Source organism: Natronococcus sp. CG52 (assembly GCF_023913515.1).
Taxonomy (GTDB): Archaea; Halobacteriota; Halobacteria; order Halobacteriales; family Natrialbaceae; genus Natronococcus; species Natronococcus zhouii.
The window spans coordinates 3,796,076-3,821,024 of the sequence record NZ_CP099391.1 but is presented as its reverse complement, the minus strand read 5'-3'; the positions used below and the strand labels follow the sequence as shown (position 1 = coordinate 3,821,024).

Sequence of the window (24,949 nt, the reverse complement as noted above, 5' to 3'; positions counted from 1 at the left end):
TTCGTGCCCGGTCTTTAAACAGTTCTGCCGACGGTAGGAGCGCCGATCAGTCGCCGGCGTCGCTCGTCTCGAGTCCCTCCTGGGGGAGCTGCTGTTGCAGGACGAACGGGCCGAAGTCGGCGGCCGTCCGTCGCGCGATAGTCGCGATCCGGAGCACGTACGTGATCAGGACGGCGAAGGGACTGAACAGCGCCGCGATCGTCGCGCTGACGACGCCCACGTAGACCCACGGGTGGAGATCCAGCGCCAGCAGGTTACCGTACGACACGATGATGAAGGCGCCGCCGAGTAGCGTCGGGAAGCCGACGTACAGCAGGATCTTCGAGAGATCCGCCAGCTCCTGTTGCATGTAGACGGTCTTGAAGTACTGCCGGGCGACGTGGATGTCGCCGAGGAGATCCTCCAGCCGCTCGAGCTGATTGTCCGCGGCGTCGGAGAGGCCGTATCGGTGATACTCCCGGATCTTTCGGACCTCCTGAAGCTGCCAGGGATCGTTGTAGTGGAGGATGACGGAGATGACGACGAACGAGCCGAACCTCGCGTCCTCGAGGGTCTCGATGGCCTCGTCGTCTCGCGACGTCGTGGTCGTGACGAACTCGTCGACGTCGTCCTGGACGTCGGGATCGGCGTCGCGACAGACGTTCTGGAGTCCGAGCGCGGTCCGGCGCTTGGCCTCGATCAGCGTCCGGAGGAACGCCGAAGGTTCGACCGGGCTCGGCCGGTAGCCGGTGTGTGACTCGATCGTTCGCCGGAACTCGCGGGTCTCCTCGAGGCGCTCGAAGAAGGCGCCGGTCGTGCCGAACTCCTCGGAGAGGATGAGCTGGTTGATCGCGAGCACGACGGTGATAAACGGGAGCATCCCGCCGACCAGCGCGGCGGAGATGGCTGTGACGTCGCCCGCCTCGGCCGGCGTGATGAGTTCGCCGCGAATCAACAGCAGCGAGGCGACGAAGACGCCGACCAGGATCACGCCGGAGATGACGCGGCGGTCGCCGTGCAGGTAGAGCCAGTGGAGTACCCTGTCGACGCGCGATCCAGCGCCGACGAGCGGATCGGGCTGGGATTGCGGCGCGTCGTCTTCCGCCGGCGGGTCTCGAGGTCGCTGTGCCGACTCGTCGCTCATCTTCCAGTACGAGCCTCGTAGGCGAACTGACGCCGGGTCGACGGAAAGAACTGCTGCCGGCAGCGGACAGGCGTCAGGCGTCGGCTTTCGCTTCGGCCAGCGTCTCGTACATGTCGTCGGCGAGGTCGTTCGCACGGTCGGCGTCGCGGGCCTCGGCGTAGATCCGGACGAGCGGCTCCGTGCCGGACGGACGCGCGAGCACCCACGCGTCGCCGTAGTCCAGGCGGTAGCCGTCTCGCGTGTTGAGCTCGGCGTCCGCGGCCTGGGCGTGGTTGGCCGCGGCGTCGAGCATCGCGTCGCGTTCGGCCGTCGACTCGTACTCGATGTTGCGCCGAACGTTGGCGTACCCGTTGTACGGGGCGACGATCTCGCTCACCGGCCGCTCGGCGACGAGTTCGAGGAACCGTGCGGCGGTGAAGGCGCCGTCTCGCGTGAGCCGGTAGTTGGGGAAGAAAATCCCGCCGTTGCCCTCGCCCGCGACGGGGACGTGCTTGTTCTTCGCCTCGAGTTCCTCGATTCGGGTGATGATGTTCGTCGAACCGATCGGCGTCAGTTCGAGTTCGGCGCCGATCTCGTTGGCGACGTCGACGAGGCGCTGGGAGACGTTCACCGCGGAGACGGTGGTGTCCTCGGGCCCGAGTTCCGCCGCCGCGAGGGCGGCGAGGGTGGCGTCGCCCTCGACGTACTCGCCGTTCTCGTCGAAGAAGATGGCCCGGTCGGCGTCGCCGTCGTGGGCGATCCCGATGTCGGCGTCGGTGGCCCGGACGAGCCGGCCCAGATCCTCGAGGTTCGAGAGGACCGGCTCCGGATCGCGGCCTGGGAAGTGACCGTCGGGCTGGCCGTTGACCGTGACGACGCGACAGCCCAGCTTGCGGAAGAACTCCGGACTGGTCAGCGACCCCGCCCCGTGGCCCGGGTCGAGCGCGATCGTCAGGTCGGCGTCGGCGATCCGCTCGCGGTCGACCGCCTCGAGCAGTTCGTCGACGTACTCCTGTTTCGCCCCCTCGACCATCCGGACGCGGCCCGTCTCGTCCCACGGGGCGACCGTAAACGCCTCCGCGAGCAGCGTCTCCTCGATCGACTCGAGGCCGGTAATTCCGAGTTCGACCCCGTCGCTGTTGACGAGTTTGACGCCGTTGTACTGCGGCGGATTGTGCGAGGCCGTGATGACCATAACCGGCACCCCCTCGCGCTCGGCGTAGGCCTGTGCGCCGGGCGTCGGAACGATCCCCAGGCGGTCGACGTCGGTTCCCGTGCTCGCCAGTCCGCTCGCGGCGGCGTCGGCGAGCATCTGCCCGGTGTATCTCGTGTCGCGTGCGATCGCGATGCGGCCGGCCTCCCAGGCCGTCCCCGCTGCTTTCGCGACGCGAAGGACGAACGCGGGCGTCAGCTCCTCGTTGGCGACGCCGCGCGTCCCGCTCGATCCGAATACTTGCATCACCAGTTAGTCGGGTCGGACCCCCCAAATGGGTTCCGAAGCCGACGGAGCAGACAGAACGCTTTCGGCGCGCGATCACGACCGTACGGGTATGGATTCGATCGAGGAGAAACGCGTCTACGACGGCCGCGATGGTGCCACGCGCGCCTACGTCGCGAGTTCGTTCGGGATCGTTCGCGTGCGCGTCGCCGGCGACTCCGTCGGCGAGTTCGGCCTCTGTGAGCGCTGTGATGCGCGAGACGTCGCCGCGGCCGGCGAGACGATCGCGGTCGCGACGGACGAGGACGTTCGCCTGCTGCGTTCGGGAGTCGACGCGACCGACGAGGACGCCACCTTCGTCGAGACCGGGTTCGGCCCCGCGGTCGCGGTCGGCGCCGACGGATCGCGGCTGCTCGCAGCCGGTCCCGACGGCCGCATCGCTCGACGGGACGACGAGAATTGGCTGACGCTCGAGGACGACCTCGGCGCGTCGGTCCGCGCTATCGACGGCAACCTCATCGGCACGGACCGCGGGGTCTACCGGGTCCACGAGGGCGGTCTCGACCACGCCGGACTCACCGACGTCCGCGACGTCTCCGCCAGCGGCGTCCCGCTCGCCGCGACCGACGACGGCCTCTACAAGCTCGGTAACGGCTGGATGTCGATTCTCGAGGGCGCGTTCAACGTCGTCGCCGCCGATCCGCGCTCCGAACCCGGCCGGATCGCTCGCGCTCACGCCGTTTCCGACGAGACGGTCTCCGAATACACGGCCGAGGACGGCGAGTGGCGGCCCCTCGAGCACCCCCACGATCCCGTCGTCGACGTCGGCTACGGCGACGCGGTCTACGCGGTCACCGAGGACGGCACGTTCGCGGCGGCGACCGACGGCGAGTGGCGATCCCAGGTGCTCGGCGTCGACGGCGTGACGGGAGTCGCGATCCCGTTCGAGCGATAGCGCGACTGCGGCCGCACCGTGCCTTCGGCGTCCGATCTCGCGACGCGAGCGTTCTACGTCCTCCGCGGATTCGGCTACGGGCGAACTACGAGCGCCGGCTGGTTTCGCGTCGAAACCGGACGCCCGCGGGAACGCTCCGGTGTTACGAGCAGCTCAACCGCCACGGCGACAACGCGATGCTTGCGGAACTGAGCGCCCGCTGCGGTCCCGCGGCCGTCGTCTTCGACGTCGGCGAGAAGTGGGTATCTACGCGCTCGCGCTGGCCGCGGGCCGGCCCGTTCACCGGATCGTCACCTTCGAACACGGCCCGACGGCCGCCGATCGGCTCCGGCTGAACGTCTGGCTAAACGGACTCGAGGAGCGGATCGACGCCCACGATTGCGGAATCGGCGACGAGAGCGGCAAACGACTCCTTTACGTCTCGACGTACCCCGAACTCTCGGCGTTCGACCGGGCGGGTGCGAGCCGCTGGGAGGCGTCGGTGGCCGCCGTTCGGCCGGTTCCGATTCGCCGGCTCGACGACCTCGCGACCGACCTGCCGGCGCCGGACGCGATCAAGGTCGACGTCGAGGGCGCCGCGCCGGCCGTGATACGCGGCGCGCGGGAGACCCTCGAGCGTCACGAACCCGCTGTATTCGTCGAGATTCACGAGGACGGCCTCGAGGGCGACGCGACGCGGGAAACGAGGGCGGCGCTCGAGGCCGCCGGATACGAGATCCGGGAGCGGGAGGGATACTGGCGGTGCGAACGAACGGTGTGAGGTCCGTTTCCCAGTCTACCGAATCGACACGCTAAGGCAGGCCGGCGAGAAACCCGAGGTAATGACGACGCTGGCTATCACCGGCGGACGGGTGCTGTCGCCCGACCTGACCGTGACGCGCGCGGACGTACTGATCGACCAAGAGCGCGGCGAGATCCTCGAACTCGGCGACGACCTCGCGGCCGACGCCGACGAGACCCTCGACGCGTCGGGTTCGCTCGTCACGCCCGGATTCGTCAACGGCCACTGTCACGTCTCGATGACGCTGCTGCGGGGCTACGCCGACGACAAACCCCTCGACGCCTGGCTCCAGGAGGACATCTGGCCCGCGGAGGGCGAACTGACCCCGGACGATATCCGGATCGGCGCGGAGCTGGGGCTGGTCGAGATGATCAAGAGCGGGACGACCGCCTTCGCGGACATGTACTTCGAGGTTCCGGAGATCGCCGACGCGGTCGAGCGGGCCGGCCTCCGGGCTCGACTCGGCCACGGTGTCGTCACCGTCGTCAAGAACGACGAGGGCGCCCGGGAGGACGCCCAGACGAGCCTCGAGGTCGCCGCGGAGTACGACGGCGCGGCCGACGGCCGGATCTCGACGGCGTTCATGCCCCACTCGCTGACGACCGTCGGCGGGGAGTACCTCGAGGAGTTCGTCCCGAAGGCCCGCGAGGCCGGCGTGCCGATCCACTACCACGCGAACGAGACCGCTGACGAGGTGACGCCGATCGTCGACGAGCACGGCGTCCGGCCGCTCGCCTACGCCGCCGAGAAGGGAATGCTCGAGCCCCAGGACTTCGTCGCCCACGGCGTCCACGTCGACGAGAGCGAGATCGGTCTGCTCGCGGAGGCGGGAACGGGCGTGATCCACTGCCCGGCCTCGAACATGAAACTCGCCAGCGGGATGGCGCCCGTCCAGCGAATGCTCGAGGAGGGCGTCACCGTCGGGATCGGTACCGACGGGGTGGCTTCGAACAACGATCTCTCCATGCTCGACGAGGCCCGCGACGCGGCGATGCTCGGCAAACTCGCCGCGGAGGACGCCAGCGCGGTGCCCGCCGAGGCGGTCGTCGAGATGATGACGCAGGGGAGCGCCGACGCCATCGGTCTCGACGCCGGTCGCCTCGAGGCGGGAGCCCCAGCCGACCTCGCGGTGCTCGACCTCGAGAAGCCGCACCTGACGCCGGCCCACGACCTCGTGAGCCACCTCGCGTACGCCGCGGCCGCCGCCGACGTCCGCCACACCATCTGTGACGGGCAGGTGCTCATGCGGGATCGAGAAGTGCTGACGCTCGAGGAGTCGGCCGTTCGCGAGCGGGCGAGCGAGGCGGCGGCGTCGCTGGTGGCTCGAGCCGAGGAATAGCCCTCCCGGGCCAAGCTTTCTCGCGTGACGATGTTCCATCGGTGAAGTTCCTTCTCGGTGGGCTGTTGGCCGGCATTCCTGACGGATGGATCGCCAGCACCGGAGCGGATAATTCGTGACGGAACAGCGTCCCGACCGTTTACACCGCTGATCGGTCCGTGAACGAAATCTAAACGCCCAGGGGAGCCGATAAACGTTAAAACGGATTCTCGGCCCGTTTCTCGAAACCGGAGCGTCGCGTAACTACCAGCGGGATTTATTCACTAATAATTGAATTTCAGTAACGCATGAAGAAGAATCGACTGCTCACGAGGGCGCTGGTCGTCGTCATGATCCTGTCGCTGGTTGCGCTGCCGGGGATGGCAGCCGCGGAGACGGGCGACGCCGAACCGACCTTCTCGACCGCCGAGGATGTCGACGGAGATGAAGCGGACGGGAACGAGACGGACGATGAAACGGATGAAGGGGATGACGGAATAGACGAGGAAGATGAGGGGGACGCTGAAGACGACTCCGAGAGTAACGAAACTAACGAGACGGAGTCAGAAGGTCCCTCGATTTCCGTCTTCCAGGAGGGCGAAGTCACCGTGACGATCGAGGAGAACGGCACCGGCGTCGACAACGCAACCGTCGAAGTTTCAACGGTCGACGAGAACGACGAGAACGCGTCCTACGCGGGCGACGGGGCGTACACGACGAACGACAACGGGACAGTCACGCTCGCCGCGCCCACGGGTAACGAGAGCGTCGACGTAAACTTCGAGGCGATCGTCGACGACGAGACCGTCGATACGACGACGGAAACGCTCGAGCCGGCCGACGAGGAGTTGGAGAACTTCGGCGCGTTCGTCACCGACCTTGTCGAGAACGAGAAGAACAACGAGTCCGACAAGCCGCTCGGAGTGCGGATCGCAGGCTTCGTCGTCGAGAACAACCCGGGTAACGCGCCCAAGCACGCGGGCCCGCCGAGCCACGCCGGCCCACCGAGTGACGACTCCGAGAGCAACAAGCAGGGGCCGCCCGAACACGCTGGCAACGGGAACGACGACGCCGACGGCGACGACGAGGACGACAAGCAGGGGCCACCCGAACACGCCGGGAACGGAAACGGCAACAACGGTGGCGGTCCACCGGGCCACAGTGACGATTGAACCGAGCGAACGAGCGGTGAGCGGCCGGATACGGCCGTAACGACTGCATCTTTTTGCGGTATCGTCGTTCGACATCGGGTTCGGTAGCGTTTTTGCTCCGGTCCCTCTCTGTGCAGGCATGACCGAGTATCCGCCGATCAGCGATCAGCTGAACGATCTGGATGCGGCTCGAGAAGACGGCCGCCGCAAGATGGACTGGGCAGCCCAACACATGCCGATCCTCGAGCACGTCCGCGAGGGGTTCGTCGCGGACCAGCCGTTCGAGGGCGAGCGCATCGCGATGGCGATGCACGTCGAGGCCAAGACCGCGATGCTCGTCGAGACGCTCGCGGAGGGTGGCGCGGAGGTCGCGGTGACTGGCTGCAACCCGCTGTCGACCCACGACGACGTCTCGGCGGCGCTCGACGCCCACGAGAACATCACGAGCTACGCGAAACGCGGCGTCGACGACGAGGAGTACTACGCCGCCATCGAGGCCGTCATCGCCCACGAACCCACCGTGACGGTCGACGACGGGATGGACCTCGTCGCCGCGATCCACGAGGACTACCCCGAACTGATCGACGGCATCGTCGGCGGCTGCGAGGAGACGACGACGGGCGTTCACCGCCTGCGCGCGATGGACGAGGACGGCGCGCTCGACTACCCCGTCTTCGCCGTGAACGACACGCCGATGAAGCGCCTGTTCGACAACGTTCACGGCACCGGCGAGTCCTCGCTGGCGTCGATCGCCATGACCACGAACCTCTCGTGGGCCGGCAAGGACGTCGTCGTCGCCGGCTTCGGTTACTGCGGGAAGGGCGTCGCCCGGAAGGCGTCGGGCCAGAACGCGAACGTTATCGTCACCGAGGTCGAGCCCCGACGCGCTCTCGAGGCCCACATGGAGGGCTACGAGGTCATGCCGATGGCCGAGGCCGCCGAAGTGGGTGACGTCTTCCTCACGACGACGGGTAACCGCGACGTCGTCGTTCGGGAGCACTTCGAGAAGATGAACGACGGCGTCCTGCTCGCCAACGCGGGGCACTTCGACATCGAGATCGACCTCGACGCGCTGGACGACCTCGCGGTCGACCGCTACGAGGCTCGCGACGGCGTCGAGGCCTACGAGATGGACGACGGCCGCCGGCTGAACGTGATCGCCGAGGGCCGCCTCGTCAACCTCGCCGCGCCCATCTCGCTGGGTCACCCGGTCGAAGTGATGGACCAGAGCTTCGGCGTCCAGGCCGTCTGCGTGCGGGAGATGCTCGAGAACAGCGAGCAGTACGATGCGGGCGTCCACGACGTGCCGGACGAACTCGACCAGGAGATCGCCGAGATCAAACTCGCGGCCGAGGGCGTCGATTACGACGCGCTGACGGAGACCCAGCGCGAGTACATGGGCTCCTGGGATCACGGAACGTAAACTCGCCGCGATCGTTTCAGATCGCCGTCATACGAAAGAGGAACGCCCAAGGGTACGCCGTCCATAACTCGTCGTATGTCGACGATAGACCAGGCAGACGGGTACACGCGGTCGATACTCGTCGCCACCTTCCTCTCAGTCGCTGGCATTCTCGCGTCCCAGTTCACGACGGTTCCGGCGTTTCTGCTCGATCCGACGCTCCTCGAGTCTCCGGCGGAGGCCTCCAACACGGCGACGTTCATTTTTCTCACCCTGAACTTCGCCGGGTTCTTCCTCGTCGGCGGGGCCTACCTCTGGTGGACCGAGCGTAGCTGGGACTGGCTCGACCTTCGGATGCCGACGCGACGCGGCTGGCTCTACGTTCTCGCGGGCATCTTCGGCAGTGTCCTGTTCGTGATGTTCGTCAACGTCGTCGCGACGCTGTTCGAACTGCCGTCGTCGGAGAACCAGGTGATGCAACTGATCGGCGACGATCCGACCATGGTGTTGCTCATGATCGTCGTCGTCTTCCTGTTCAACGCGCCCGCCGAGGAGTTCCTGTTCCGGAACGTGATTCAGAAACGGCTGTACGCGGCGTTCAGCCGGATGGGTGCGGTCGTCGTCACGAGCGCCATCTTCGCGCTCGTTCACATCCCGGCGTACGCGCTGGCGGCCGACGGCGGTCTCGCGCCGCTCGGGGCTGTCGGCGTCTCGCTCGCCGTCGTCTTCGGCGGCTCGATCATTTTCGGAACGCTCTATGCGAAGACCGACAATCTCCTCGTCCCCACGGCGGCCCACGCGGCGTTCAACGCCTTCCAGTTCGCCATCCTCTACCTCGTGCTCCGCTTTGCACCCGAGGAACTCGAGAACATGATGGCCGTGAGCCTCGAGACCGGACTGGCGCTCCTTCCGCTCTAACCAGACACTACGCTGATCTGTTCGGATTCCCGCAGGAACGCTCCCGACCGGGACCGTGCTTCGGCCCGTTTATTATCACCCGCCGGTGAACTACGGGTATGTCTCAGGCGAAGGGCGACCGCCGCGAACGGGAACTCGTCAACGAACTCGACGAGGCCGGCTTCGCGGTGATGCGTGCGCCCGCGAGCGGTTCCGCGACCGAGCGCGAACTCCCCGACGTGCTCGCCGGCGACGGCGAAATCTTCTACGCGATCGAGGCCAAGTCGAGTTCGGGTGATCCGATCTATCTCTCCGGCGAGGAGGTCGAAGCGCTGACCTACTTCGCCCAGAACTTCGGCGCGAAACCCCGGATCGGCGTCCGATTCGACCGCGAGGACTGGTACTTCTTCCACCCCGCCGACCTCCACGTCACCGACGGCGGAAACTACCGGGTCAAGAAGGAGACCGCCATCGCCGACGGCACCGACTTCCCGGAATTCGTCGGCGCGTCCGAGAAGGTCACCCTCGAGGAGGTCGGCGACGCCGACTCCGGCCCCGACGAGGAGATCGTTCGCGTGCTGAACGCGGTCAAGCAGGGCGTGATGGAGGTCGAAGAGGCCGCCGAACTGCTCGAGTAACGTTCTGTTCTGCCGGCTGCTCCACTCGAGAGGCGGAATATCGCGCCGGAAACGACCGGTTGCGCCCCGAGAGGGGACAAACGTTCTTGCTCGCTCGGCCCTACGCAGAGACGATGACGTCTGCTATCGGGCCGCCCGGCCCTCGAGGTGTGCCGGTCGCCGGCTCGTTGCCGCGATACGCGCAGGATCCGTTCGGGTTCCTGACGGACCTGCGCGAGACCTACGGCGATATCGCGGCGTTCGACCTCGGACCGAACCGGACCCATCTGCTCACCACGCCCGCGGCCGTCGAACGCGTGCTCGTCTCCGAGGAGGCGTCGTTCTCGAAACCGGAGTTCCAGTCCGACGCGCTCGGCGAACTCCTCGGCGAGGGGCTCCTCCTGAGCGATGGCGATCTCTGGAAACAGCGCCAGGCCATCGCCAGTCCCGCGTTCGCTCCCGACCGCATCGCGAACCTGGCGCCGACGATGGCCGAGCGCGCCGTCGCGATGGTCGAGCGCTGGGACGACGGCGACGAGCGCGACGTCGAGTGGGAAATGACCCGCACGACCCTCGAGATCATCGTCGAGGCCACGTTCGGGATCGACCTCAGCCCCGGCCGCGCCCGCCAGATCCGGCTGCTCCTCGAGCCCGTGGGCGAGCAGTTCGAACCCGATCCCCGCCGAGCACTCGTTCCCGACTGGGTGCCGACGCCCGAACGGCGGGAGTTCGACCGGTCGATCGCCGAACTCGAGCGCGTCGTCGACCTGTTCGTCGCCCGTCGCCGAGCCCGCGGAGTCGAACCGGACGACGGAGACCTGCTCGCGCTGCTCCTGCGCGCCGGCGAGGCGGGGATGATCGACGAGACGGGAATCCGTGACGAACTCCTGACGATGCTGCTCGCGGGCCACGATACGACGGCGCTGGTCCTCACCTACACGTGGGCGTTGCTCTCGGCGCGGCCGGACGTCGAGGCGCGCATCCACGAAGAGGTCGACGCGCTGTTCGCCGACCTCGAGGGGCCGGCGTCGCTCGCCGCGGCCGACGTCCGCGGCCTCACGACGCTCCGGAACGTCCTTCGGGAGGCGATGCGGCTCTACCCGCCGGTGTACGTCCTCTTTCGGCAAGCCGAGGAGCCGGTCGCGTTCTCGGGCTATCGACTCCCGGAGGGCTCGCTCGTCGCGCTCTCCCAGTGGGTGAGCCACCGCGACCCGCGCTACTTCGAGCACCCGACGCGGTTCGATCCGGATCGCTGGCTCGAGCCGACCCACCCGACCTACGCCTACTTCCCGTTCGGCGCCGGGCCGCGGAGCTGTATCGGCAAGGGGTTCACCATGCTCGAGGCGCCGATCATCGCGGCGGTCGTCGCTCGCGAGTTCGAGTTGCGACGGGTCGAGGAGGGGCCGCTCGAGCTTCGGGGCTCGCTGACGGCCCACCCGGAGGGCGGGATGCCGATGGAACTCGTTCGGCGTTCGTAACTCGCGGAACTGGTCCGACGGCCGGCGCGAGTAACGACGCGGATGGACGATTCGTCCGGGATCCGCTCGGACGGGATTCTGGCGTTTGCGGCTGCCCATTCGTTTCGGCGGCCCGACGTCGTGCGAGGGGTGAGCGAGCGGCGGAACGGCGCGAGCGTTAGCGCGGAATCGAAGGTTCCGCGAACCATCCGAATAGTGCGAGACCTTCGGTCTCGCAGACCGTGCAAGCGGGCGCTTCGCGCCGTGAGGAGAAACCGGCTGGGGAGGACGTAGCGACTTCCAGGAGTCGAATAGGCAGGACGCCCGTCCCGTCATCGGCGATTCCGAACTCTCCAGCCGTCAGTTACTCAGTTCGCTAACAGGCGCGTCAACCGTCAACCGAACGTTTCAGAACCGGTCAGGAACGTGCTCTGCTCGCACGAACACGTAGATTTCCACGTCCCCCCAGCCGGTTCGCTCGTTCACACGGTTCACTCACTCACCCCTCGCACGGTTTCGAGCCGCGGTTCGAGTCCCCTCACCGCGACTCAGCGCGCGCCCACGGCCGCGTCAGAGAGCGTAGATCGTCCTAGTCGTCGGCCGGAAGGGTCTCCGAAACCGTCGCGGGATCGACCGGCGCATATCGCACGATCGGGTCGAACGCCTCGAGCGCGAACCGGTCCCCGCCGGTAATCCCGCGCGCCTCCGGCACCTCGAGCTCGTTCGCGACGAACCGCTTCGCGACGAGCGCCGTCCGGCCGTTCCCGTCCTCGAGTTCGGATTGGGCCTCCTCGAGCAGCAACGCGGCGGTGAACACGTCGAAGACGTAGTGGGCGAGTCGCTTGGCCGACAGCTGGGCGTACTCGCCGTCCTCGCCGGCCAGCGTCGCCAGTGCGCCCATCAGGTCGTGATACTCGCTCTCGACGGTCTCGACGGTTTCGGCGAGCGCGGGGTGGGAAGCGGTCTCGAGTCGGTTCTCGATCACTTCCCGAAGCGGCTCGTGGGCGTCCTCGCGCTCGAGCGCTCGCAGCACGTCCAGCGAGAGGATGTTCTCGGTGCCCTCCCAGATGGGCAGGACCTGTGCATCTCGAAGCATCCGGTTAGTGACGAAGTCGTTCACGTAGCCGTTGCCGCCGTGAATCTCCATTCCGTAGGAGGCCGTGTCGACGGCCGTGCGGGCGGTCCGGAGCTTCGCGATGGGGATCAGGAGTCGCATCAGGCGGTAGGCGTCGTCGGCGTCTTCCCCCGCTCTGGCCGCGCGTTCGCGCTCCGAAAGGAGCCGCGCGGCCTCGAAGACGTACGCCATCGCGGCCTCGTGATCGACGGCCATATCGACCAGATCGGCGCGCATTAGCGGGTACCGGTCGATCGTCTCGCCGAAGGCCTCGCGGTTGGCAGCGTGGATCTTGCTCTCGAGCAACACCCGTCCGATGATCCCGCAGGAGGCCGCCGCGTTCGATAGGCGCTCGAGGTTGAGCATCTCGGCCATCTGCCGGAAGCCGTTCTCCGCCTCGCCGACGAGGATCGCCTTCGCGCCCGTAAATTCGACCTCGCCCGTCGGCACCGAGATGGTGCCGAGTTTGTCCTTCAGCCGGCGGTAGAGCTGGTCGTTGACGTCCTCTGGGGAGAGGGGGCCGTCCTCGAGCAGTTCGCCCTTCGTGACCGGACTGTCTTCCGGATCGGCGTGGGGAACGAGAAACATCGAGAGGCCGTCGGTTCCCTCGGGGGCGTCCTCGGTCCGAGCGAGCGCGAGCGTCCCCTCGGCGTCGATGTTCGAACAGAACCACTTCTCGCCGGTGAGGCGCCAGCACTCCGCCTCCTCGTCGTACTCGGCGCGCGTCTCGTTCGCGCCGACGTCGCTGCCGCCCTGCTTCTCGGTGAGGAACATCGCGCCCTCGATACAGTCGTCGTAGTCGCGACTCGTCAGCGCCTCGTAGTAGGGCTCGAGACGCTCGTCGCCGAACTTCTCGAGGACGAGCGCCGCGCCGGCGGTCATCGCGACGGGACAGTCGAAGCCGGGATCGGCGTAACACAGCAGGTACTGCATCGCGAGGTTGTGCGAGAGGGGCATCCGTTCGTCGCGTCCCGGCGGGGCTTCGAAGGCGTCGGCGACGATGCCGGCCTCGTAGGCGAGGCGCTCGTTCTCGAACTGCTCGGCCGGGTAGCGAACGAAGTTCTGAACCACGCCGTACTCGTCGTAGGGCTCGAGTTCCGGCCCGTGCTCGTCGACGTAGTCGGCGTTGTCGGCGATCGTGTGGCCGACGGTCTCGCCGAACGCCTCGAGTCTGGGCAGGGCCCAATCGAACTCCTCGTCGGCGTAGACCCGGCGGAGCTCGCGCTCGAGCGTTCGGTCCAGGCTCCAGTAGTTGACGTGTCGGCCCTCGTCGTACTGGCCGTAGTCGATCCCGGTGTCCATGCCGTGCTACTTGATCACGATCATCAATAAAACGCAAGCTATCCAACGTGTCGCGCGTTGTCGGCCGTTGTTACACGGCGGATCGCTTCCGTCGCGACCGTCGCGACGTCACCTTCTCGAGTCGCGTTCGGGGAAAGACGTAGACCTTCAGCGACTCGGGGACGACGCCGTTGCGGGCGACCGTCGCGTGCGGGTAGACGGCGCCGACGACGGGCACGTCGGCGTCGTAGTTCGCGTTCGTCTCGTACTCGGCGACGGACCGACCCGTGGCCTCGAGTCGAACCGCGTCGGCGCGCAGTTCCGAGACGTCGACGACGGTGAGCCGATCGCCGGTCTCGCGGTCGACGACGCGGTCGCCGGGCCAGATCGCGTGCTCGTCGCAGTAGTACGGTCCGGGGTCGTCCTCCTCGACGAACACCGTCCCGTCGCAGTCGTGACAGCCGACGGCGATCTTTCCCGGCGGCGGCGTTCGTCCGTCGGTGATCTCGATCGCGACGCGGCGGATGTGTTTGCACCGAACGCCGCGGAAGACGTGATCGGGGCAGGTACACCGGCCGCCCTCGAGATCGACGAGGTAGGTGTGATCGCTGGCCGATTCGATCTCGTAGAGGCCGTCGCCGAGCGCGAGCACCGACATCGGTTCGGTGCGCGCGCGGCGCGAACGCTCCTCGAGGTGCTCGGCGGACGGTACTGGAAGCGGTGTCTTCGGTGACGCTGTTGTTTTCATGGGTTGCGTCGTGGGGGCTGATTTGCCGGCTAACGGGCCGGAATCGTACTCGTCTGGCTATTCGACGCCTCTAGGGACTCGATCGAAATAACGGGACTGCCTGCGCACGCTTGCCTCACCTTTATATACGAAATGCCGATCTCCACGCTCGCTGTATTGTTCTCCGACTCGAGCGAACGCGGGTTCAGACGGAACGGTAATTCTTCCGAGTAGCCCTTCGAAGCGCTTTTGCCTCGGCCGGCGAAACTGATGCGGTAATGCTCGAGCGCGAGCGGCTCATCGAAATCGTCGTGGCCGTGACGGCCGTCCTCCTGATGCTCGCTTCCATGATCGCCATCGGCTCCGAGTACGGGGGGGCCGACGGGACGCTCCCACCCGAGGGTGGCGAGATGCTCGTCGGCGTGATCGTCGGCTTCATCTTCCTGCTGACCGCCGCCGGGATCGGTCTGGCGTACGCGCTGAACGATCCCGAGGACGGTCTCGAGGGTGAGGACGAAACGGAGACGAAGAACGCAGTCTGACCGGTCGGTATCTTTTCTGTTCGGGTAGCTACTGGGAAGCGGCACTTCGGGAGAGACGGCGATAGGCGGAGGAACTCACCGAGGACGATCAGCGCTAACGCTCGAGTCGGCTCTCACAACCTAGTCTCCGGTCGCCGACTCGCTCGCGTCCTCGCGCCAGTCCTCGAGTTCCTCGTCGTCGCTGTCGTCGATCCGCTGCTCGTAGTAGGCCATCGGGTGCGGAATGCGCTCGCAGAGGTCGTCCTTGTTGACGCAGTCCCCGTAGGACTGCATCGTCGCACAGGAGGGCGGCGAGTACTCCGTCGGCGACGTCTCGCCGCCGATGTGGTCGGTCTGGTAACGGGTCATCTCCTCTCCGAACGAGGAGTTCACCCGGTAGAGGTCGACGATGTCGTCGGTCGACATCCCGATGCTCGTCAGGAAGGCGGTGATCGCGAACCGGGAGTGGTGGGGCAGGTGTTCGCCCTTCTGGATCTGGTCGAGCAGCGCCTTCATACACGGCGGGAACAGGTCCGGCACGACGGTGTCGATCTCGCGGGTCAACTCGAGGTCGGCGAGCACCTCCCGGATCTCGGCCGCCTCCTCCTCGAGACTCGTCTCGATGGCGCCGGGGACGTCGAACGGCAACCCGTCCTCGATCCGATCCCGGATCGCCTCCCGAACGAGCAGGAGGAGGTCGTCCTCCTCGACGGGGACCTCGCCGTCGGCCAGCGCGCGGTTGACGAGTCGCCACTCGTCATCCCAGAGGTCCTCGGCGAGCGGGAGGTAGGTGCCGACGTCGATCCGGTAGCCGTCGGTCGTCTCCCGGACGACGCCCTGGAGGTCGAACTCCGCGAGCAGGTGCTCGAGATCCAGCCCGGTCGACTCGACGCTCTTGAGTTCGACGGTGTCCTCGAGGTCGGCGGTGAACCGCTCGTAGGCGCTCGCGGCCTCGGCGCGGGCGTACTTGCGCACGAGGACGCGTTCGTCGACCAGCGAGACGAGCACGCGAGCGACCGGATACGAGAGGAGTTCGACGCGCGGGTCGCGGTGCGAGTCGCCGACCTCGCCCTCCTCGAGTGCGGTACTGACCCGCTCCGTGGCGCGCTCGACGACCGCCTCGTCCTGTTCGACGATGGTGGCCAGATCGACGGCCTCCGTCGCCACGGTCTCGCGAGCGGCCTCGAGAAACGGGTATCTGGCGTGCAGTCGCTCCATCGGTAATGTAGTGTTACCGCGACGGGTTAAACGCCCTGATTGTCGCGACTATCGGGAACCGTGACTATTCACCGATCCCGTCAGTCACCGATTCGAACCAGTCGTCCGTAATACCGTTTTACCACCCCTTCGCTGTCGTCGGTTTCTCGTCGAGGCGACGGTTCGAGTCGGTAACTTCCTATTGCCCTGCCTCGAGGGTCGGCTTCAAGGGCGTCCGACCCGTCAGCACGGGTATGCCACGGGTCACTCGAGACGGCGTGTCGATCTACTACGAACGGGAGGAGGGCGAGGGGACGCCGGTCGTCTTCGTCCAGGGACTCGGTTTCGGCCGGTGGATGTGGCGCTGGCAGCGGGAGGCCGTCGCCGGCGACTACGGCGTGATCGCCCCGGACAACCGGGGAACCGGTCGATCCGACGCCGGACTGCCGCCGCTGGTCGGACGGCTCCCGCGCGCGATCCGCGCACCGCTCATCTTCAAGCTGGCCGGCTACTCGATCGGCGGACTGGCCGCCGACCTCGAGGCCGTCCTCGACGAGGCGGGGGTCTACGACGCCCACATCGTCGGCGCGAGCATGGGCGGAATGATCGCCCAGCGCCACGCGCTCGAGTACTCGCGGGCGAAAACGCTCACGCTGTGCTGTACGAGCCACGGGGGCGTGGACGCGGTTCCCGTCCCCGAGGAGACCCGGGAACACATTTTCGACGCGCCCGACGGGGCGAGCGAGCGAGAGATCATCCGCCACCGGATGCGGCCCGCGTTCAACGAGCGGTTCACGAACCGGAATCCGCACCTGATGGATCGGATCATCGAGTGGCGGCTCGAGCAAGACGCCGACGACCCGGCCCGGGAGGCCCAGGCCGCGGCCGTGCTCGACTTCGACGTCAGCGACCGCCTCGAGGGCATTCGGGTCCCGACGCTGGTCATGCACGGGACGAACGACGAGGTAGTCCCCGTCGCGAACGGCAAACTGCTCGACGAGAAGATTCCCGACGCGCGGATCGAACTCGTCGACGGCGGCTCACACTGTTTCTTCATCGAGGACGCGGACCGCGTTAATCAGCGGCTGCGTTCGTTTCTGGCCGCTCACGACTGACGCGCCGGTCGGTCGACTACTCGTCGGAGCGTTCGGCGTCGGACGACGGCTCGAGCAGCCGAACCCGACCGTCGGTTCGGACGTCGACGTCGAACCCCGCGTACGAAAATTGGAGCTGGTGGGCGTCGGTCTCGAGCTTTCGGCGGGCGTGATCGCACAGCGAGTCGAGCGCGTCCGGCTCGATGGCGTCGTACAGCGGCTCGAGGTGGACCGGATCCGAGTCGGTAACCGTTCCGACCGCCGTGATGACGACTTCGCTCGCACGCTCGCCGGCAGCCGGATCGAACGTCGTCTCGTATCGCGATTCTCGACAGTCGCTGGAGTTGCCGGTGGAGGGCATACTATCGTGTGCGTCGGCTGCACTGGTAGAATTCCTCCTTACCATATCTCTGCTTTAAATCACGGCGAGCGTGAGTGTCGGTCACACTCGCGTCACCGACGGAGTCGCCGGTGTTCGACGGGAACGGCAGAGAGAACGAAGAGACGAGGGTGTCGACGCGATCAGTCGCTCTGGATGCGCGGTGCCAGCATGTAGGTGACCTGGCCCTGCCCCTCGGCGAATCCGTAGTAGATCTTGACCGGGAACTCCTCACCGAGGTCGAGCGTGACCTCGGCGTCGCCGGGAATCGCCTTGTCCATGTCCTTGAGGTAGTCCAGCGAGAACAGCGAGTGGGCCGGACCGGACTGCAGGTCGATCAGCTCCTCCTGGGTGAGTTCGAGGTGGACGTCGTCGGTGTCGCCCTCGGCGTTGACGTAGAAGAACTCCTCGCCCTCGTCGACGCCGAGGGCGATGTGATCGGAGACCATGTCCGCCGCCTTCACCGAGCGGTTGACGTCCTTCCCCTCGAGGACGACCCGCGCCGGCAGGTCGAGCTCCGGGATGTCCGGCTCCTGGCGGATGGAGTCGGGGTCGATCAGCGCCAGGGTGTACTCGAGTCCGTCGATCTGGATGTGAAGCTTGCGAGTCTCCTCGTCGAGTTCGAACTGGATGAGCTGGCCGGAGTCGGCCATACCAGCGATGTCCTCGAGTCGGGAGAGATCCACGCCGATCAGCCCGCCGTCGGCCTCGTAGGATTCGAACGCGGCCGCCTCCAGCGAGAGATCGACCATCCCGACGTTCGCGGGGTCGACGGCCCGGATTTCGAGGCCGTCCTCCTCGAGGTGGATCTTACACTCGTCGACCAGAACGCTCACCGAATCGAGCGCGCTGGTGAGCGTTTCTGCGCTCACGATGGCCTTGAACATATGAGTCGGGGTACGAACGGTTGCCATAAAAAGCCACTCTTTACGCGCGGGCGGCTCACCGAACGGGTTACGGCAACGACCGGTGCCGACAACGATCGATTTCGACGACAGATTCGTCGCTCCCGGATTCGATTTCGTTCGTCGACGGTCCCGCTTCGACCGACGTCGAGTCGCCGGACGTGTCGCCGGTATCGACAGTTTGCCCCGCTGTACGATGATCCAAACAAAATACGGTGTGGTCCGACTACGGGGCCATGAGCGCTCCTCCTGCAATCGTCCTCGCAGCGGGCGAGGGCACGCGGCTTCGACCGCTCACGCGGAACCGGCCGAAGCCGATGCTTCCGGCGGGAACCCATCCGATCCTCGAGCACGTGTTCGACGAGTTGATCGATGCCGGTGTACGGGACATTACCGCCGTCGTCGGCTACCGCGGAAACCGGATTCGGTCGTACTTCGGTCCGAGCTACCGGAACACGTCGGTGACGTACGCCGCCCAGGAACGACAGCTCGGATCGGGACACGCGCTGCTGGCTGCGGCCTCGGCCGTCGACGGGACCGCCGTGGTCGTCAACGGCGACCAGTTCGTCGAGCGTCAGATCATCGAGGACGTTATCGCCGCCCACGACGAGGACAGCGCCGCGACGCTCGGTCTGATAACCCGCACGGATCTCGGCAGGTACGGCGGTGCGATACTCGAGAACGACGGGGCCGTCTCCGAACTGGTCGAACGGCCGCGGGACGATCGGGACTACCGGCTCAACGCGGGCGTCTACGCGATCGAGCCGCGAGTCCTCGAAGCGATCCGCGAGATAGAGCCCACCGGGGGTGAGTACTCGATCGTCGACGGAATTTCGGCGCTGATCGAGGAGGGAGAGACGGTTCGCGGCGTGGTCTCCGACGGCTGCTGGGTCGATGCGACCTATCCGTGGGATCTCCTCGAGGTTTCGGAGACGCTGTTCGAAGAGGGTGTCATCGCCGACGAGACCGCGGCGTCGGCGACCGTCCACGATTCGGCGGTGTTTCGTCCGCCCGTCGTCGTCGATCGCGACTGCGAAGTCGGCCCCGGCGCCGTCGTCGGACCGTACACGTGTCTCGGCGAGAACGTCACGATCGGTTCGAACGCCGTGGTCAGACGCTGTGTGATCGACAGCGACACCCGAATCGGGCCCAACGCGACCGTTCTCGACTGCGTGACCGGCGTCGGCGTCGACGTCGGTCCGGGGACGACCGTTCCCGGCGGTCCGGGCGACGTCAGGGTCGATAATCGATTCTTCGAGGACGAACCGATCGGCGCGCTGCTCGCCGACCACGTCACCGATCACGGGGGCGTAACCTACGTCCCGGGAGCGATCGTCGGCGCCGCCGTAACGATCGCGTCCGGAATGACCGTCCGCGGGACGATCGACGACGATATCGAGGTGCGCTCCTGATGTGCGGAATCATCGGCTACGTCGGCGACGACGAGACGCTCGAGATTCTCATGGACGGACTCTCGCGGCTCGAGTATCGCGGCTACGATTCGGCCGGCGTCGGCGTGGTGAACTCGTCGCTCTCGGTCTGCAAGCGAGCGGGCACACTCGAAGCGCTCGAGTCCGCGCTCCCCGACGACGGAATCGACGGCGCGGCCGGTATCGGCCACACCCGCTGGAGCACGCACGGGCCGCCGTCCGACGAGAACGCCCACCCGCACACGGACCCGACCGGAACGGTGGCCGTCGTCCACAACGGCATCATCGAGAACGACGCGGAGCTACGCGAGGAGCTGTCGGCCGCGGGCCACACGTTCGAGAGCGACACCGATACGGAGGTCGTCCCGCACCTCATCGACCGGGCCCTCGAGGGCGGCGACGACCGGGAGACGGCGTTTCGCACGGCTATCGACCGACTCGCGGGGAGCTACGCGGTCGCGGCGGTCTTTGCGGACACCGAGACGGTCTTCGCCGCTCGCCACGAGTCGCCGCTCGTCCTCGGACTCGGCGAGGACGGCACTTACCTCGGGAGCGACGTTCCCGCGTTCATCGAGCACACGAACCGCGTGATCTACCTCGAGGACGGCGAGTTCGCCGCGTTGACCCCGACGGAGGTGACGGTAACGGACGGAAGCGGCGCCGTCGTCGAGAAGTCGATCGAGACGATCGACTGGGAGCCCGAGGCGGTCGGAAAGGTCGGCTACGACCACTACATGCTCAAGGAGATTCAGGAGCAGCCGATCGCGATCCGGGACTGTCTCCGCGGCCGAGTCGAGGAGCTCTCGGCCGCCGTCACGCTCGAGTCCCTCGAGGAGCTCTCCAGACCGTCGACGGTTCAACTGGTCGCCTGCGGGACGTCGTATCACGCCGGACTGTACGCCGAACGACTGTTCCAGCGGCGGGGCATCCCCGCACAGTCGTTCGTCGCGAGCGAGTACGTCGCCGACGAGATCCCGGTAGACGAGGAGACGCTCGTCGTCGGAATCTCCCAGAGCGGCGAAACCGCCGACACGATGCGCGCCCTTCGCGAGGCGAACCGGGCCGGTGCGACCACGCTCGCGGTGACCAACGTCGTCGCTAGCTCCGCCGATCGGGAGTGCGATCACACCCTCTACATCCGCGCCGGGCCGGAGATCAGCGTCGCGGCGACGAAGTCGTTCGCGTCCCAGCAGGCCACGCTGTTCATGCTCGTGAGCGCCCTCGCCGACCCGTCCCCGCACGATCAGGAACTCGTCCGCAGCCTGCGCCAGCTACCGGACCACATTCAAACGGTTCTCGACGACTCGAGCGCACCGACCGTCGCCGAGGCGTTTCTCGACTCCGACGCGTACTTCTTTATCGGACGCGGCCTCAACACGCCCGTCGCGTTCGAGGGGGCGCTGAAGCTCAAGGAGATCAGCTACAAGCACGCCGAGGGGTATCCCGCGGGGGAACTGAAACACGGCCCGCTCGCGCTCGTGACCGAGTCGACGCCGGTGTTCGCACTCGTCTCCGAGCACGGAAACGCGGCGAAGACCGTCGGCAACATCAAGGAGGTCCAGGCCCGCGGCGCGCCCGTCGTCGCGGTGACCGACACGCCCGACGAGCTCCCGATCCAGTCCGACTTCACGCTCGAAATTCCGGAGACGCACCCGTGGGTCGCCCCGATCGTCGCGAACGTTCAGCTCCAGTACGTCGCCTACTGGCTGGCGAACTACCTCGGCCGCCCGATCGACAAACCCCGGAACCTGGCGAAGAGCGTCACCGTGCAGTAGACCCGCGTTCCGCGCTTCGCACGTCTCGCGAGCCGAGCGGTCGGCCGGTCGATCACCGCTATCAGAACGAGACTCGAGAAACCGACGCCGGGCCGCCTCGAAACGGTCGTTCCGCTCAGTACTCCTCGCGCAACTGGATCTCGTCGTCGGTGACCGTATCGATCGCGTCGTTTCGAAGCGGATACTCGCTCTGGGTGTCCGACCCCCAGCCGAGTCTGGTCTTGGGTTCGCCGCCGAGATCCTGGTTCGGCTCGACGTAGGCCGTCCCCTCGTCGTCGTCGACGTCGGTGACGACGCCGATCTCGGTTCCCTCGCTGTCGATCACGGGCTTTCCGCCGTCCTCCACGGTGATCTCTGCGCCCACGTTCGGACGTCAACGTCTCGACGGCATAACTGCTGTCCCGGAGTTCGCAACCGTCCGGTCGATCGGCTGCTCGAGCGACCGGGTTCGCCGTTCAGGACTCGATCTTCTCGACGATCTCGCGCGCCTGCTCTTCGGCTTTCTCCTCGCCGACGTGCTTCTCGATCAGCACGCTGGTCACCTCCCAGTCGTCTTCGCCCCCGATCTTGCCGGTTCGCACCTCGCTCCCCTCGGAGACCGATTCCGCGGGCTCTTTCGCCCAGTCGGGCGTTCGGATCTCGTCGTACCGGTCGGGATCCCGAAACCGGACGTGAATGTACTCGCCTTCCGTTTCGACCATTTCGACGCCTGGAACGTCGGCCATGTGCGGATAGCCGTCGGGCAGGTGCCTAACGATCGGCCCTGAATGTGCTCCTTCCGGTTCGGTGCTCCACCGTCTCTCGCCGCGGCCGTCGCTCTCAGCGAGCGAAAACGTGCGACACGCGACTGTCGAGCGGCGAGCGCGCCGACGGGGTGCGTACGCAGGGAAACGATGTTTTTCGACGCGGCCGGACACCGAAACGATGACCGACCGGGAATCGACCGATTGGGAGTTCGACACCGTGTTCGCCGACGCGCTCGAGACCGTCCCGGACGACCAGTTCGACCCCGAGCGGTTCGTCCCCGGCGTCGGACCGCTCTCCGCGGAGGTGGTGCTCGTCGGCGAGGCACCGGGCGAGCAGGAGGTCGCCCAAGGCGAACCGTTCGTCGGCCAGGCGGGAAAACAGCTGGATCGCGCGCTCGAGTCCATCGGGCACGACCGGCGGGATCTCTACATCACCAACCTCGTCAAGGTGCGACCGCCGGAGAACCGCGACCCGTCCGTCGCCGAGATCGAGGCCTGGTGGCCGGTGCTCGAGGCCGAACTCGAGCGCGTCGATCCGTCCGTTCTCGTTCCGATGGGGAGCTTTGCGACGGCCGAACTCCTCGATACCGACGAGACGATCACGGACCTGCACGGCCGGGAGGTGGCACGCGACGGTCGGACCGTCGTGCCGGCGTTTCACCCGGCGGCGGCGCTGTACGACCGGAGCAAGGTCGACGCTATCGAGTCGGATCTGGCGACGGCGCTCGACCTCGCGTGACGGAGCCACCGCCCTCGACTCCCGGGCTGTGCAGGCAGGAACGGCTTGTCACGGACGGTGCTACGTCCGGGTATGAGTCCTACGTTTACGGAGGACGATATCGGCAAGACCGTCGAGAGCGCATCGGGCGAGAACCTCGGCGTCGTCATTGCCGTCGATTCGGGAACGTCCTACGTCGAACCGAACCCGGGCGTAACGGACTCGATCAAAGCCGCGCTCGACTGGGAAGGTGACGCCGACGACGCCATCCCGCTCGCGGACGACGCCGTCGATCGGGTGACGGACGAGACGATCCGGCTCGAGGCGGAGTTTCCGACGGAGAGCATCACGACGGGAGACACGGACGACGATGCGGAGACGCCAGCCGACGACGCCGAAGAGCGGGAGGTCGGCCACGCTCCCGGGGAGCCGGTGGCGTCGGATCCCACCGACCCGGAGACCGACGTCGACGGGACGGGAAACCGCGCCGGAACCGGCGGACCCGACGACTCCGAACCGATGATGGAGGACGACGAGTTCTACGACACTGCCGAGGACGGGCCGCGCGTGGATCCGTCCGAAGAGATGGAGCCGCCGGAGGAGACGGACCAGCCGGAAGCCGGCGAGCGGACCGACGAGCCGAGCGCCGAGGAGATGGAGTCGATCGAGGACGAGGCGAGCCACGAACTCGAGGTCGACCCGACCGAACTGACCGACCAGGAGCCGGAGGCCGAGATCACGGCCGACGAGGACGTCGGGCAACGCGAGGGATCGACCGATCCCGCGGCCGAGGACGAGCCCGATCGACGCGAAGAATCGGGACGGATCCGCGACGAGGACGACGCGTCCACCGACTCCACGACAGAGGGAGCCGACGACGAGCGAGACGAGAATCAGTAACGACGGCGAACGGTATCTCTTCCGCTCGAGAACCCTCGATCGACGCCGTTCTGCGGTGAGGTGGGTCGCTGGGAGCGATCCGCGGCCGAACGCCGACGGAGTCGTTCGCCCCGCTCGTCAGTTCCCGCGGTCTTTCCCCTCCTCGAACGCCGATTCGACGCCGGCGAGTTCGAAGAACTGGTCGTGGTCCTCGTCTTCCGGGAAGTTCTCCCGCACTTCCTCGAACTCGCTTCCCGAGACGATCTCCGCGAGGAGCGCGAAGATCGCCTGCACGTAGTAGACGGCTTCCGACCCTCCGTCGTCGTCCCCGAGACCCGCCCGCTCGGCGACGCGGGAGACGAACTCGTCGAAGCCGAACTGCTGGTCCGACTCCGCCTCGAGCAGGAACCGATCGATCTACATCGGCAGCGGACCCGCGAGATTGGACGCTTCACCTTCCTGTACGCGCTCCCCGAGCGTCGTCAGGACGGCACGAGTTGCCCGAACCGCCGCCCCCATTCCGGAAAGCTCGAGTCGATGCTGTACCTCGCCGACGAATTCGTGGTAGTCCGTAGTGATACGGTAGCGCACCGCTGACGAAAAAAACCGGAGTCTGCGGACCGCTCGAGACGATCGAATCGACGGGAAAGTCGTCGGTCGCTGGTCGTCTCGCTCGGCGACAGTTGTCGGTGCTACTGCGAAAAATCGGTTCGTTCCTCCCCGAGCTACTACGGCGGGTCTCCCCCGGGGCGCTCGCGGCCCGTGATCAGCCCTTGACAGTTAGAATGCCGTCGTTGACCGTCACCTCGGTCGCGTCGGACGGAATCGCGAACTCGAACTGGCCGTCGTCCACGACGACGATCGCCGTCTCGTCGACGACGTCGAGCGTCGGCTTTCCGGCACGTCGACCGAAATCCACCGCGATGACGTACTCCTCGTCGTACTCCCGCTCGGTGATCGTGACCTCGTCGTTCTCTCCGGCCGCCGCTTCGAGCTCGGGTGGCGTTTCCATAATCGGCCATTAGCGGCCGCCGTCCGTAAGAGGTAGGCACGAAGTTGCTACCT

General features: G+C 66.7%; 26 protein-coding genes. 14 read left to right on the top strand and 12 right to left on the bottom strand.

The annotated features are described in order from the left end of the window. Positions 1–46: 46 nt before the first annotated feature. Positions 47–1,123 (bottom strand): hypothetical protein, encoded by a 1,077-nt coding sequence (locus NED97_RS19100; RefSeq protein ID WP_252488595.1) that lies wholly within the window; start codon positions 1,121–1,123, stop codon positions 47–49. 73 nt (positions 1,124–1,196) lie between these two features. Continuing rightward, on the bottom strand, positions 1,197–2,561 hold the full coding sequence (glmM, locus tag NED97_RS19095; RefSeq protein ID WP_252488594.1) for a phosphoglucosamine mutase: 1,365 nt from the start codon (positions 2,559–2,561) through the stop codon (positions 1,197–1,199). 91 nt (positions 2,562–2,652) lie between these two features. On the opposite strand from glmM, the gene NED97_RS19090 reads away from it, so the two are divergent. The 8 genes from NED97_RS19090 to NED97_RS19055 all read left to right on the top strand — a co-directional run bounded on the left by NED97_RS19090 (position 2,653) and on the right by NED97_RS19055 (position 11,139). Further along, positions 2,653–3,495, top strand: coding sequence for an HVO_0234 family beta-propeller protein (locus NED97_RS19090; protein ID WP_252488593.1), 843 nt, complete (start codon positions 2,653–2,655; stop codon positions 3,493–3,495). Between the two features lie 238 nt (positions 3,496–3,733). Then, on the top strand, positions 3,734–4,255 hold the full coding sequence (locus tag NED97_RS19085) for an FkbM family methyltransferase (protein ID WP_252488592.1): 522 nt from the start codon (positions 3,734–3,736) through the stop codon (positions 4,253–4,255). Between the two features lie 61 nt (positions 4,256–4,316). Then, positions 4,317–5,615 (top strand): amidohydrolase, encoded by a 1,299-nt coding sequence (locus tag NED97_RS19080; protein ID WP_252488591.1) that lies wholly within the window; start codon positions 4,317–4,319, stop codon positions 5,613–5,615. A 287-nt stretch (positions 5,616–5,902) separates the two neighbouring features. After that, entirely contained in the window at positions 5,903–6,766 is an 864-nt protein-coding gene (locus tag NED97_RS19075) for a hypothetical protein (RefSeq protein WP_252488590.1), read from the top strand. Between the two features lie 118 nt (positions 6,767–6,884). Next, positions 6,885–8,168 (top strand): adenosylhomocysteinase, encoded by a 1,284-nt coding sequence (locus tag NED97_RS19070; RefSeq protein WP_252488589.1) that lies wholly within the window; start codon positions 6,885–6,887, stop codon positions 8,166–8,168. A gap of 75 nt (positions 8,169–8,243) precedes the next feature. After that, positions 8,244–9,065, top strand: a complete 822-nt coding sequence (locus NED97_RS19065) for a CPBP family intramembrane glutamic endopeptidase (protein WP_252488588.1) — start codon at positions 8,244–8,246, stop codon at positions 9,063–9,065. Positions 9,066–9,163: 98 nt separating this feature from the next. Continuing rightward, on the top strand, positions 9,164–9,682 hold the full coding sequence (gene hjc, locus NED97_RS19060; RefSeq protein ID WP_252488587.1) for a Holliday junction resolvase Hjc: 519 nt from the start codon (positions 9,164–9,166) through the stop codon (positions 9,680–9,682). Between the two features lie 113 nt (positions 9,683–9,795). Next, entirely contained in the window at positions 9,796–11,139 is a 1,344-nt protein-coding gene (locus tag NED97_RS19055; protein ID WP_252488586.1) for a cytochrome P450, read from the top strand. Positions 11,140–11,707: 568 nt separating this feature from the next. On the opposite strand, the gene NED97_RS19050 is transcribed toward NED97_RS19055, so the two are convergent. Both NED97_RS19050 and NED97_RS19045 read right to left on the bottom strand, forming a co-directional pair. Further along, on the bottom strand, positions 11,708–13,534 hold the full coding sequence (locus tag NED97_RS19050) for an acyl-CoA dehydrogenase family protein (RefSeq protein WP_252488585.1): 1,827 nt from the start codon (positions 13,532–13,534) through the stop codon (positions 11,708–11,710). Between the two features lie 70 nt (positions 13,535–13,604). Next, positions 13,605–14,261 carry an SWIM zinc finger family protein gene (locus NED97_RS19045; protein ID WP_252488584.1) on the bottom strand — a complete coding sequence of 219 codons (657 nt, stop codon included), beginning with the start codon at positions 14,259–14,261 and terminating at the stop codon, positions 13,605–13,607. 257 nt (positions 14,262–14,518) lie between these two features. Here NED97_RS19045 and NED97_RS19040 point away from each other — a divergent pair, with 257 nt between their 5' ends. Beyond that, entirely contained in the window at positions 14,519–14,782 is a 264-nt protein-coding gene (locus tag NED97_RS19040) for a DUF7472 family protein (RefSeq protein WP_252488583.1), read from the top strand. Positions 14,783–14,902: 120 nt separating this feature from the next. On the opposite strand, the gene priL is transcribed toward NED97_RS19040, so the two are convergent. Then, positions 14,903–15,979 carry a DNA primase regulatory subunit PriL gene (gene priL / locus NED97_RS19035; protein WP_252488582.1) on the bottom strand — a complete coding sequence of 359 codons (1,077 nt, stop codon included), beginning with the start codon at positions 15,977–15,979 and terminating at the stop codon, positions 14,903–14,905. Positions 15,980–16,212: 233 nt separating this feature from the next. Between priL and NED97_RS19030 the strand changes: the two genes are divergently transcribed. Then, positions 16,213–17,073: an alpha/beta fold hydrolase gene (locus tag NED97_RS19030; RefSeq protein ID WP_252488581.1), complete on the top strand. Its 861-nt coding sequence runs from the start codon at positions 16,213–16,215 to the stop codon at positions 17,071–17,073. Positions 17,074–17,089: 16 nt separating this feature from the next. Here the strand turns inward: NED97_RS19030 and NED97_RS19025 are convergent, their stop codons facing one another. After that, a complete protein-coding gene (locus NED97_RS19025) occupies positions 17,090–17,413 on the bottom strand; it encodes a HalOD1 output domain-containing protein (protein WP_252488580.1) in 324 nt (107 codons plus the stop codon). Between the two features lie 161 nt (positions 17,414–17,574). Next, positions 17,575–18,318, bottom strand: coding sequence for a DNA polymerase sliding clamp (locus NED97_RS19020; RefSeq protein WP_148856678.1), 744 nt, complete (start codon positions 18,316–18,318; stop codon positions 17,575–17,577). 254 nt (positions 18,319–18,572) lie between these two features. Between NED97_RS19020 and NED97_RS19015 the strand changes: the two genes are divergently transcribed. After that, entirely contained in the window at positions 18,573–19,748 is a 1,176-nt protein-coding gene (locus NED97_RS19015; protein ID WP_252488579.1) for a sugar phosphate nucleotidyltransferase, read from the top strand. After that, positions 19,748–21,541, top strand: a complete 1,794-nt coding sequence (glmS, locus tag NED97_RS19010) for a glutamine--fructose-6-phosphate transaminase (isomerizing) (protein ID WP_252488578.1) — start codon at positions 19,748–19,750, stop codon at positions 21,539–21,541. Before NED97_RS19015 ends, glmS begins: the two co-directional genes overlap by 1 nt. Positions 21,542–21,656: 115 nt before the next feature. Here the strand turns inward: glmS and NED97_RS19005 are convergent, their stop codons facing one another. Together NED97_RS19005 and NED97_RS19000 are read right to left on the bottom strand one after the other, a co-directional pair. After that, positions 21,657–21,905: a hypothetical protein gene (locus NED97_RS19005; protein ID WP_252488577.1), complete on the bottom strand. Its 249-nt coding sequence runs from the start codon at positions 21,903–21,905 to the stop codon at positions 21,657–21,659. A 91-nt stretch (positions 21,906–21,996) separates the two neighbouring features. After that, positions 21,997–22,266 (bottom strand): hypothetical protein, encoded by a 270-nt coding sequence (locus NED97_RS19000; RefSeq protein ID WP_252488576.1) that lies wholly within the window; start codon positions 22,264–22,266, stop codon positions 21,997–21,999. 199 nt (positions 22,267–22,465) lie between these two features. Here NED97_RS19000 and NED97_RS18995 point away from each other — a divergent pair, with 199 nt between their 5' ends. Both NED97_RS18995 and NED97_RS18990 read left to right on the top strand, forming a co-directional pair. Continuing rightward, complete coding sequence (locus tag NED97_RS18995; RefSeq protein WP_252488575.1) at positions 22,466–23,026, top strand: uracil-DNA glycosylase; 561 nt, start codon at positions 22,466–22,468, stop codon at positions 23,024–23,026. A 72-nt stretch (positions 23,027–23,098) separates the two neighbouring features. Further along, positions 23,099–23,905, top strand: a complete 807-nt coding sequence (locus NED97_RS18990; RefSeq protein ID WP_252488574.1) for a prolipoprotein diacylglyceryl transferase — start codon at positions 23,099–23,101, stop codon at positions 23,903–23,905. A 117-nt stretch (positions 23,906–24,022) separates the two neighbouring features. On the opposite strand, the gene NED97_RS23485 is transcribed toward NED97_RS18990, so the two are convergent. The 3 genes from NED97_RS23485 to NED97_RS18980 form a co-directional block, all read right to left on the bottom strand. After that, positions 24,023–24,178, bottom strand: coding sequence for a hypothetical protein (locus tag NED97_RS23485; RefSeq protein WP_455429864.1), 156 nt, complete (start codon positions 24,176–24,178; stop codon positions 24,023–24,025). A gap of 123 nt (positions 24,179–24,301) precedes the next feature. Beyond that, a complete protein-coding gene (locus NED97_RS23480; protein WP_455429877.1) occupies positions 24,302–24,403 on the bottom strand; it encodes a DUF2267 domain-containing protein in 102 nt (33 codons plus the stop codon). A 247-nt stretch (positions 24,404–24,650) separates the two neighbouring features. Further along, positions 24,651–24,896: a DUF7127 family protein gene (locus NED97_RS18980; RefSeq protein WP_252488573.1), complete on the bottom strand. Its 246-nt coding sequence runs from the start codon at positions 24,894–24,896 to the stop codon at positions 24,651–24,653. Between the last annotated feature and the right edge of the window lie 53 nt (positions 24,897–24,949).

Bases quoted from the DNA above. Each gene is read 5' to 3' on its own strand.
- NED97_RS23480 (WP_455429877.1), bottom strand. From the start codon at position 24,403: ATGGGGGCGGCGGTTCGGGCAACTCGTGCCGTCCTGACGACGCTCGGG.
- NED97_RS19020 (WP_148856678.1), bottom strand. From the start codon at position 18,318: ATGTTCAAGGCCATCGTGAGCGCAGAAACGCTCACCAGCGCGCTCGAT.
- NED97_RS19025 (WP_252488580.1), bottom strand. From the start codon at position 17,413: ATGCCCTCCACCGGCAACTCCAGCGACTGTCGAGAATCGCGATACGAG.
- NED97_RS19040 (WP_252488583.1), top strand. From the start codon at position 14,519: ATGCTCGAGCGCGAGCGGCTCATCGAAATCGTCGTGGCCGTGACGGCC.
- NED97_RS19090 (WP_252488593.1), top strand. From the start codon at position 2,653: ATGGATTCGATCGAGGAGAAACGCGTCTACGACGGCCGCGATGGTGCC.
- NED97_RS19030 (WP_252488581.1), top strand. From the start codon at position 16,213: ATGCCACGGGTCACTCGAGACGGCGTGTCGATCTACTACGAACGGGAG.
- NED97_RS18990 (WP_252488574.1), top strand. From the start codon at position 23,099: ATGAGTCCTACGTTTACGGAGGACGATATCGGCAAGACCGTCGAGAGC.
- NED97_RS19075 (WP_252488590.1), top strand. From the start codon at position 5,903: ATGAAGAAGAATCGACTGCTCACGAGGGCGCTGGTCGTCGTCATGATC.
- NED97_RS18995 (WP_252488575.1), top strand. From the start codon at position 22,466: ATGACCGACCGGGAATCGACCGATTGGGAGTTCGACACCGTGTTCGCC.
- hjc (WP_252488587.1), top strand. From the start codon at position 9,164: ATGTCTCAGGCGAAGGGCGACCGCCGCGAACGGGAACTCGTCAACGAA.
- NED97_RS19080 (WP_252488591.1), top strand. From the start codon at position 4,317: ATGACGACGCTGGCTATCACCGGCGGACGGGTGCTGTCGCCCGACCTG.
- NED97_RS19000 (WP_252488576.1), bottom strand. From the start codon at position 22,266: ATGGCCGACGTTCCAGGCGTCGAAATGGTCGAAACGGAAGGCGAGTAC.
- priL (WP_252488582.1), bottom strand. From the start codon at position 15,979: ATGGAGCGACTGCACGCCAGATACCCGTTTCTCGAGGCCGCTCGCGAG.
- NED97_RS19070 (WP_252488589.1), top strand. From the start codon at position 6,885: ATGACCGAGTATCCGCCGATCAGCGATCAGCTGAACGATCTGGATGCG.
- NED97_RS19065 (WP_252488588.1), top strand. From the start codon at position 8,244: ATGTCGACGATAGACCAGGCAGACGGGTACACGCGGTCGATACTCGTC.
- NED97_RS19055 (WP_252488586.1), top strand. From the start codon at position 9,796: ATGACGTCTGCTATCGGGCCGCCCGGCCCTCGAGGTGTGCCGGTCGCC.
- NED97_RS19015 (WP_252488579.1), top strand. From the start codon at position 18,573: ATGAGCGCTCCTCCTGCAATCGTCCTCGCAGCGGGCGAGGGCACGCGG.
- NED97_RS19045 (WP_252488584.1), bottom strand. From the start codon at position 14,261: ATGAAAACAACAGCGTCACCGAAGACACCGCTTCCAGTACCGTCCGCC.
- NED97_RS18980 (WP_252488573.1), bottom strand. From the start codon at position 24,896: ATGGAAACGCCACCCGAGCTCGAAGCGGCGGCCGGAGAGAACGACGAG.
- NED97_RS19050 (WP_252488585.1), bottom strand. From the start codon at position 13,534: ATGGACACCGGGATCGACTACGGCCAGTACGACGAGGGCCGACACGTC.
- glmS (WP_252488578.1), top strand. From the start codon at position 19,748: ATGTGCGGAATCATCGGCTACGTCGGCGACGACGAGACGCTCGAGATT.
- NED97_RS19100 (WP_252488595.1), bottom strand. From the start codon at position 1,123: ATGAGCGACGAGTCGGCACAGCGACCTCGAGACCCGCCGGCGGAAGAC.
- glmM (WP_252488594.1), bottom strand. From the start codon at position 2,561: ATGCAAGTATTCGGATCGAGCGGGACGCGCGGCGTCGCCAACGAGGAG.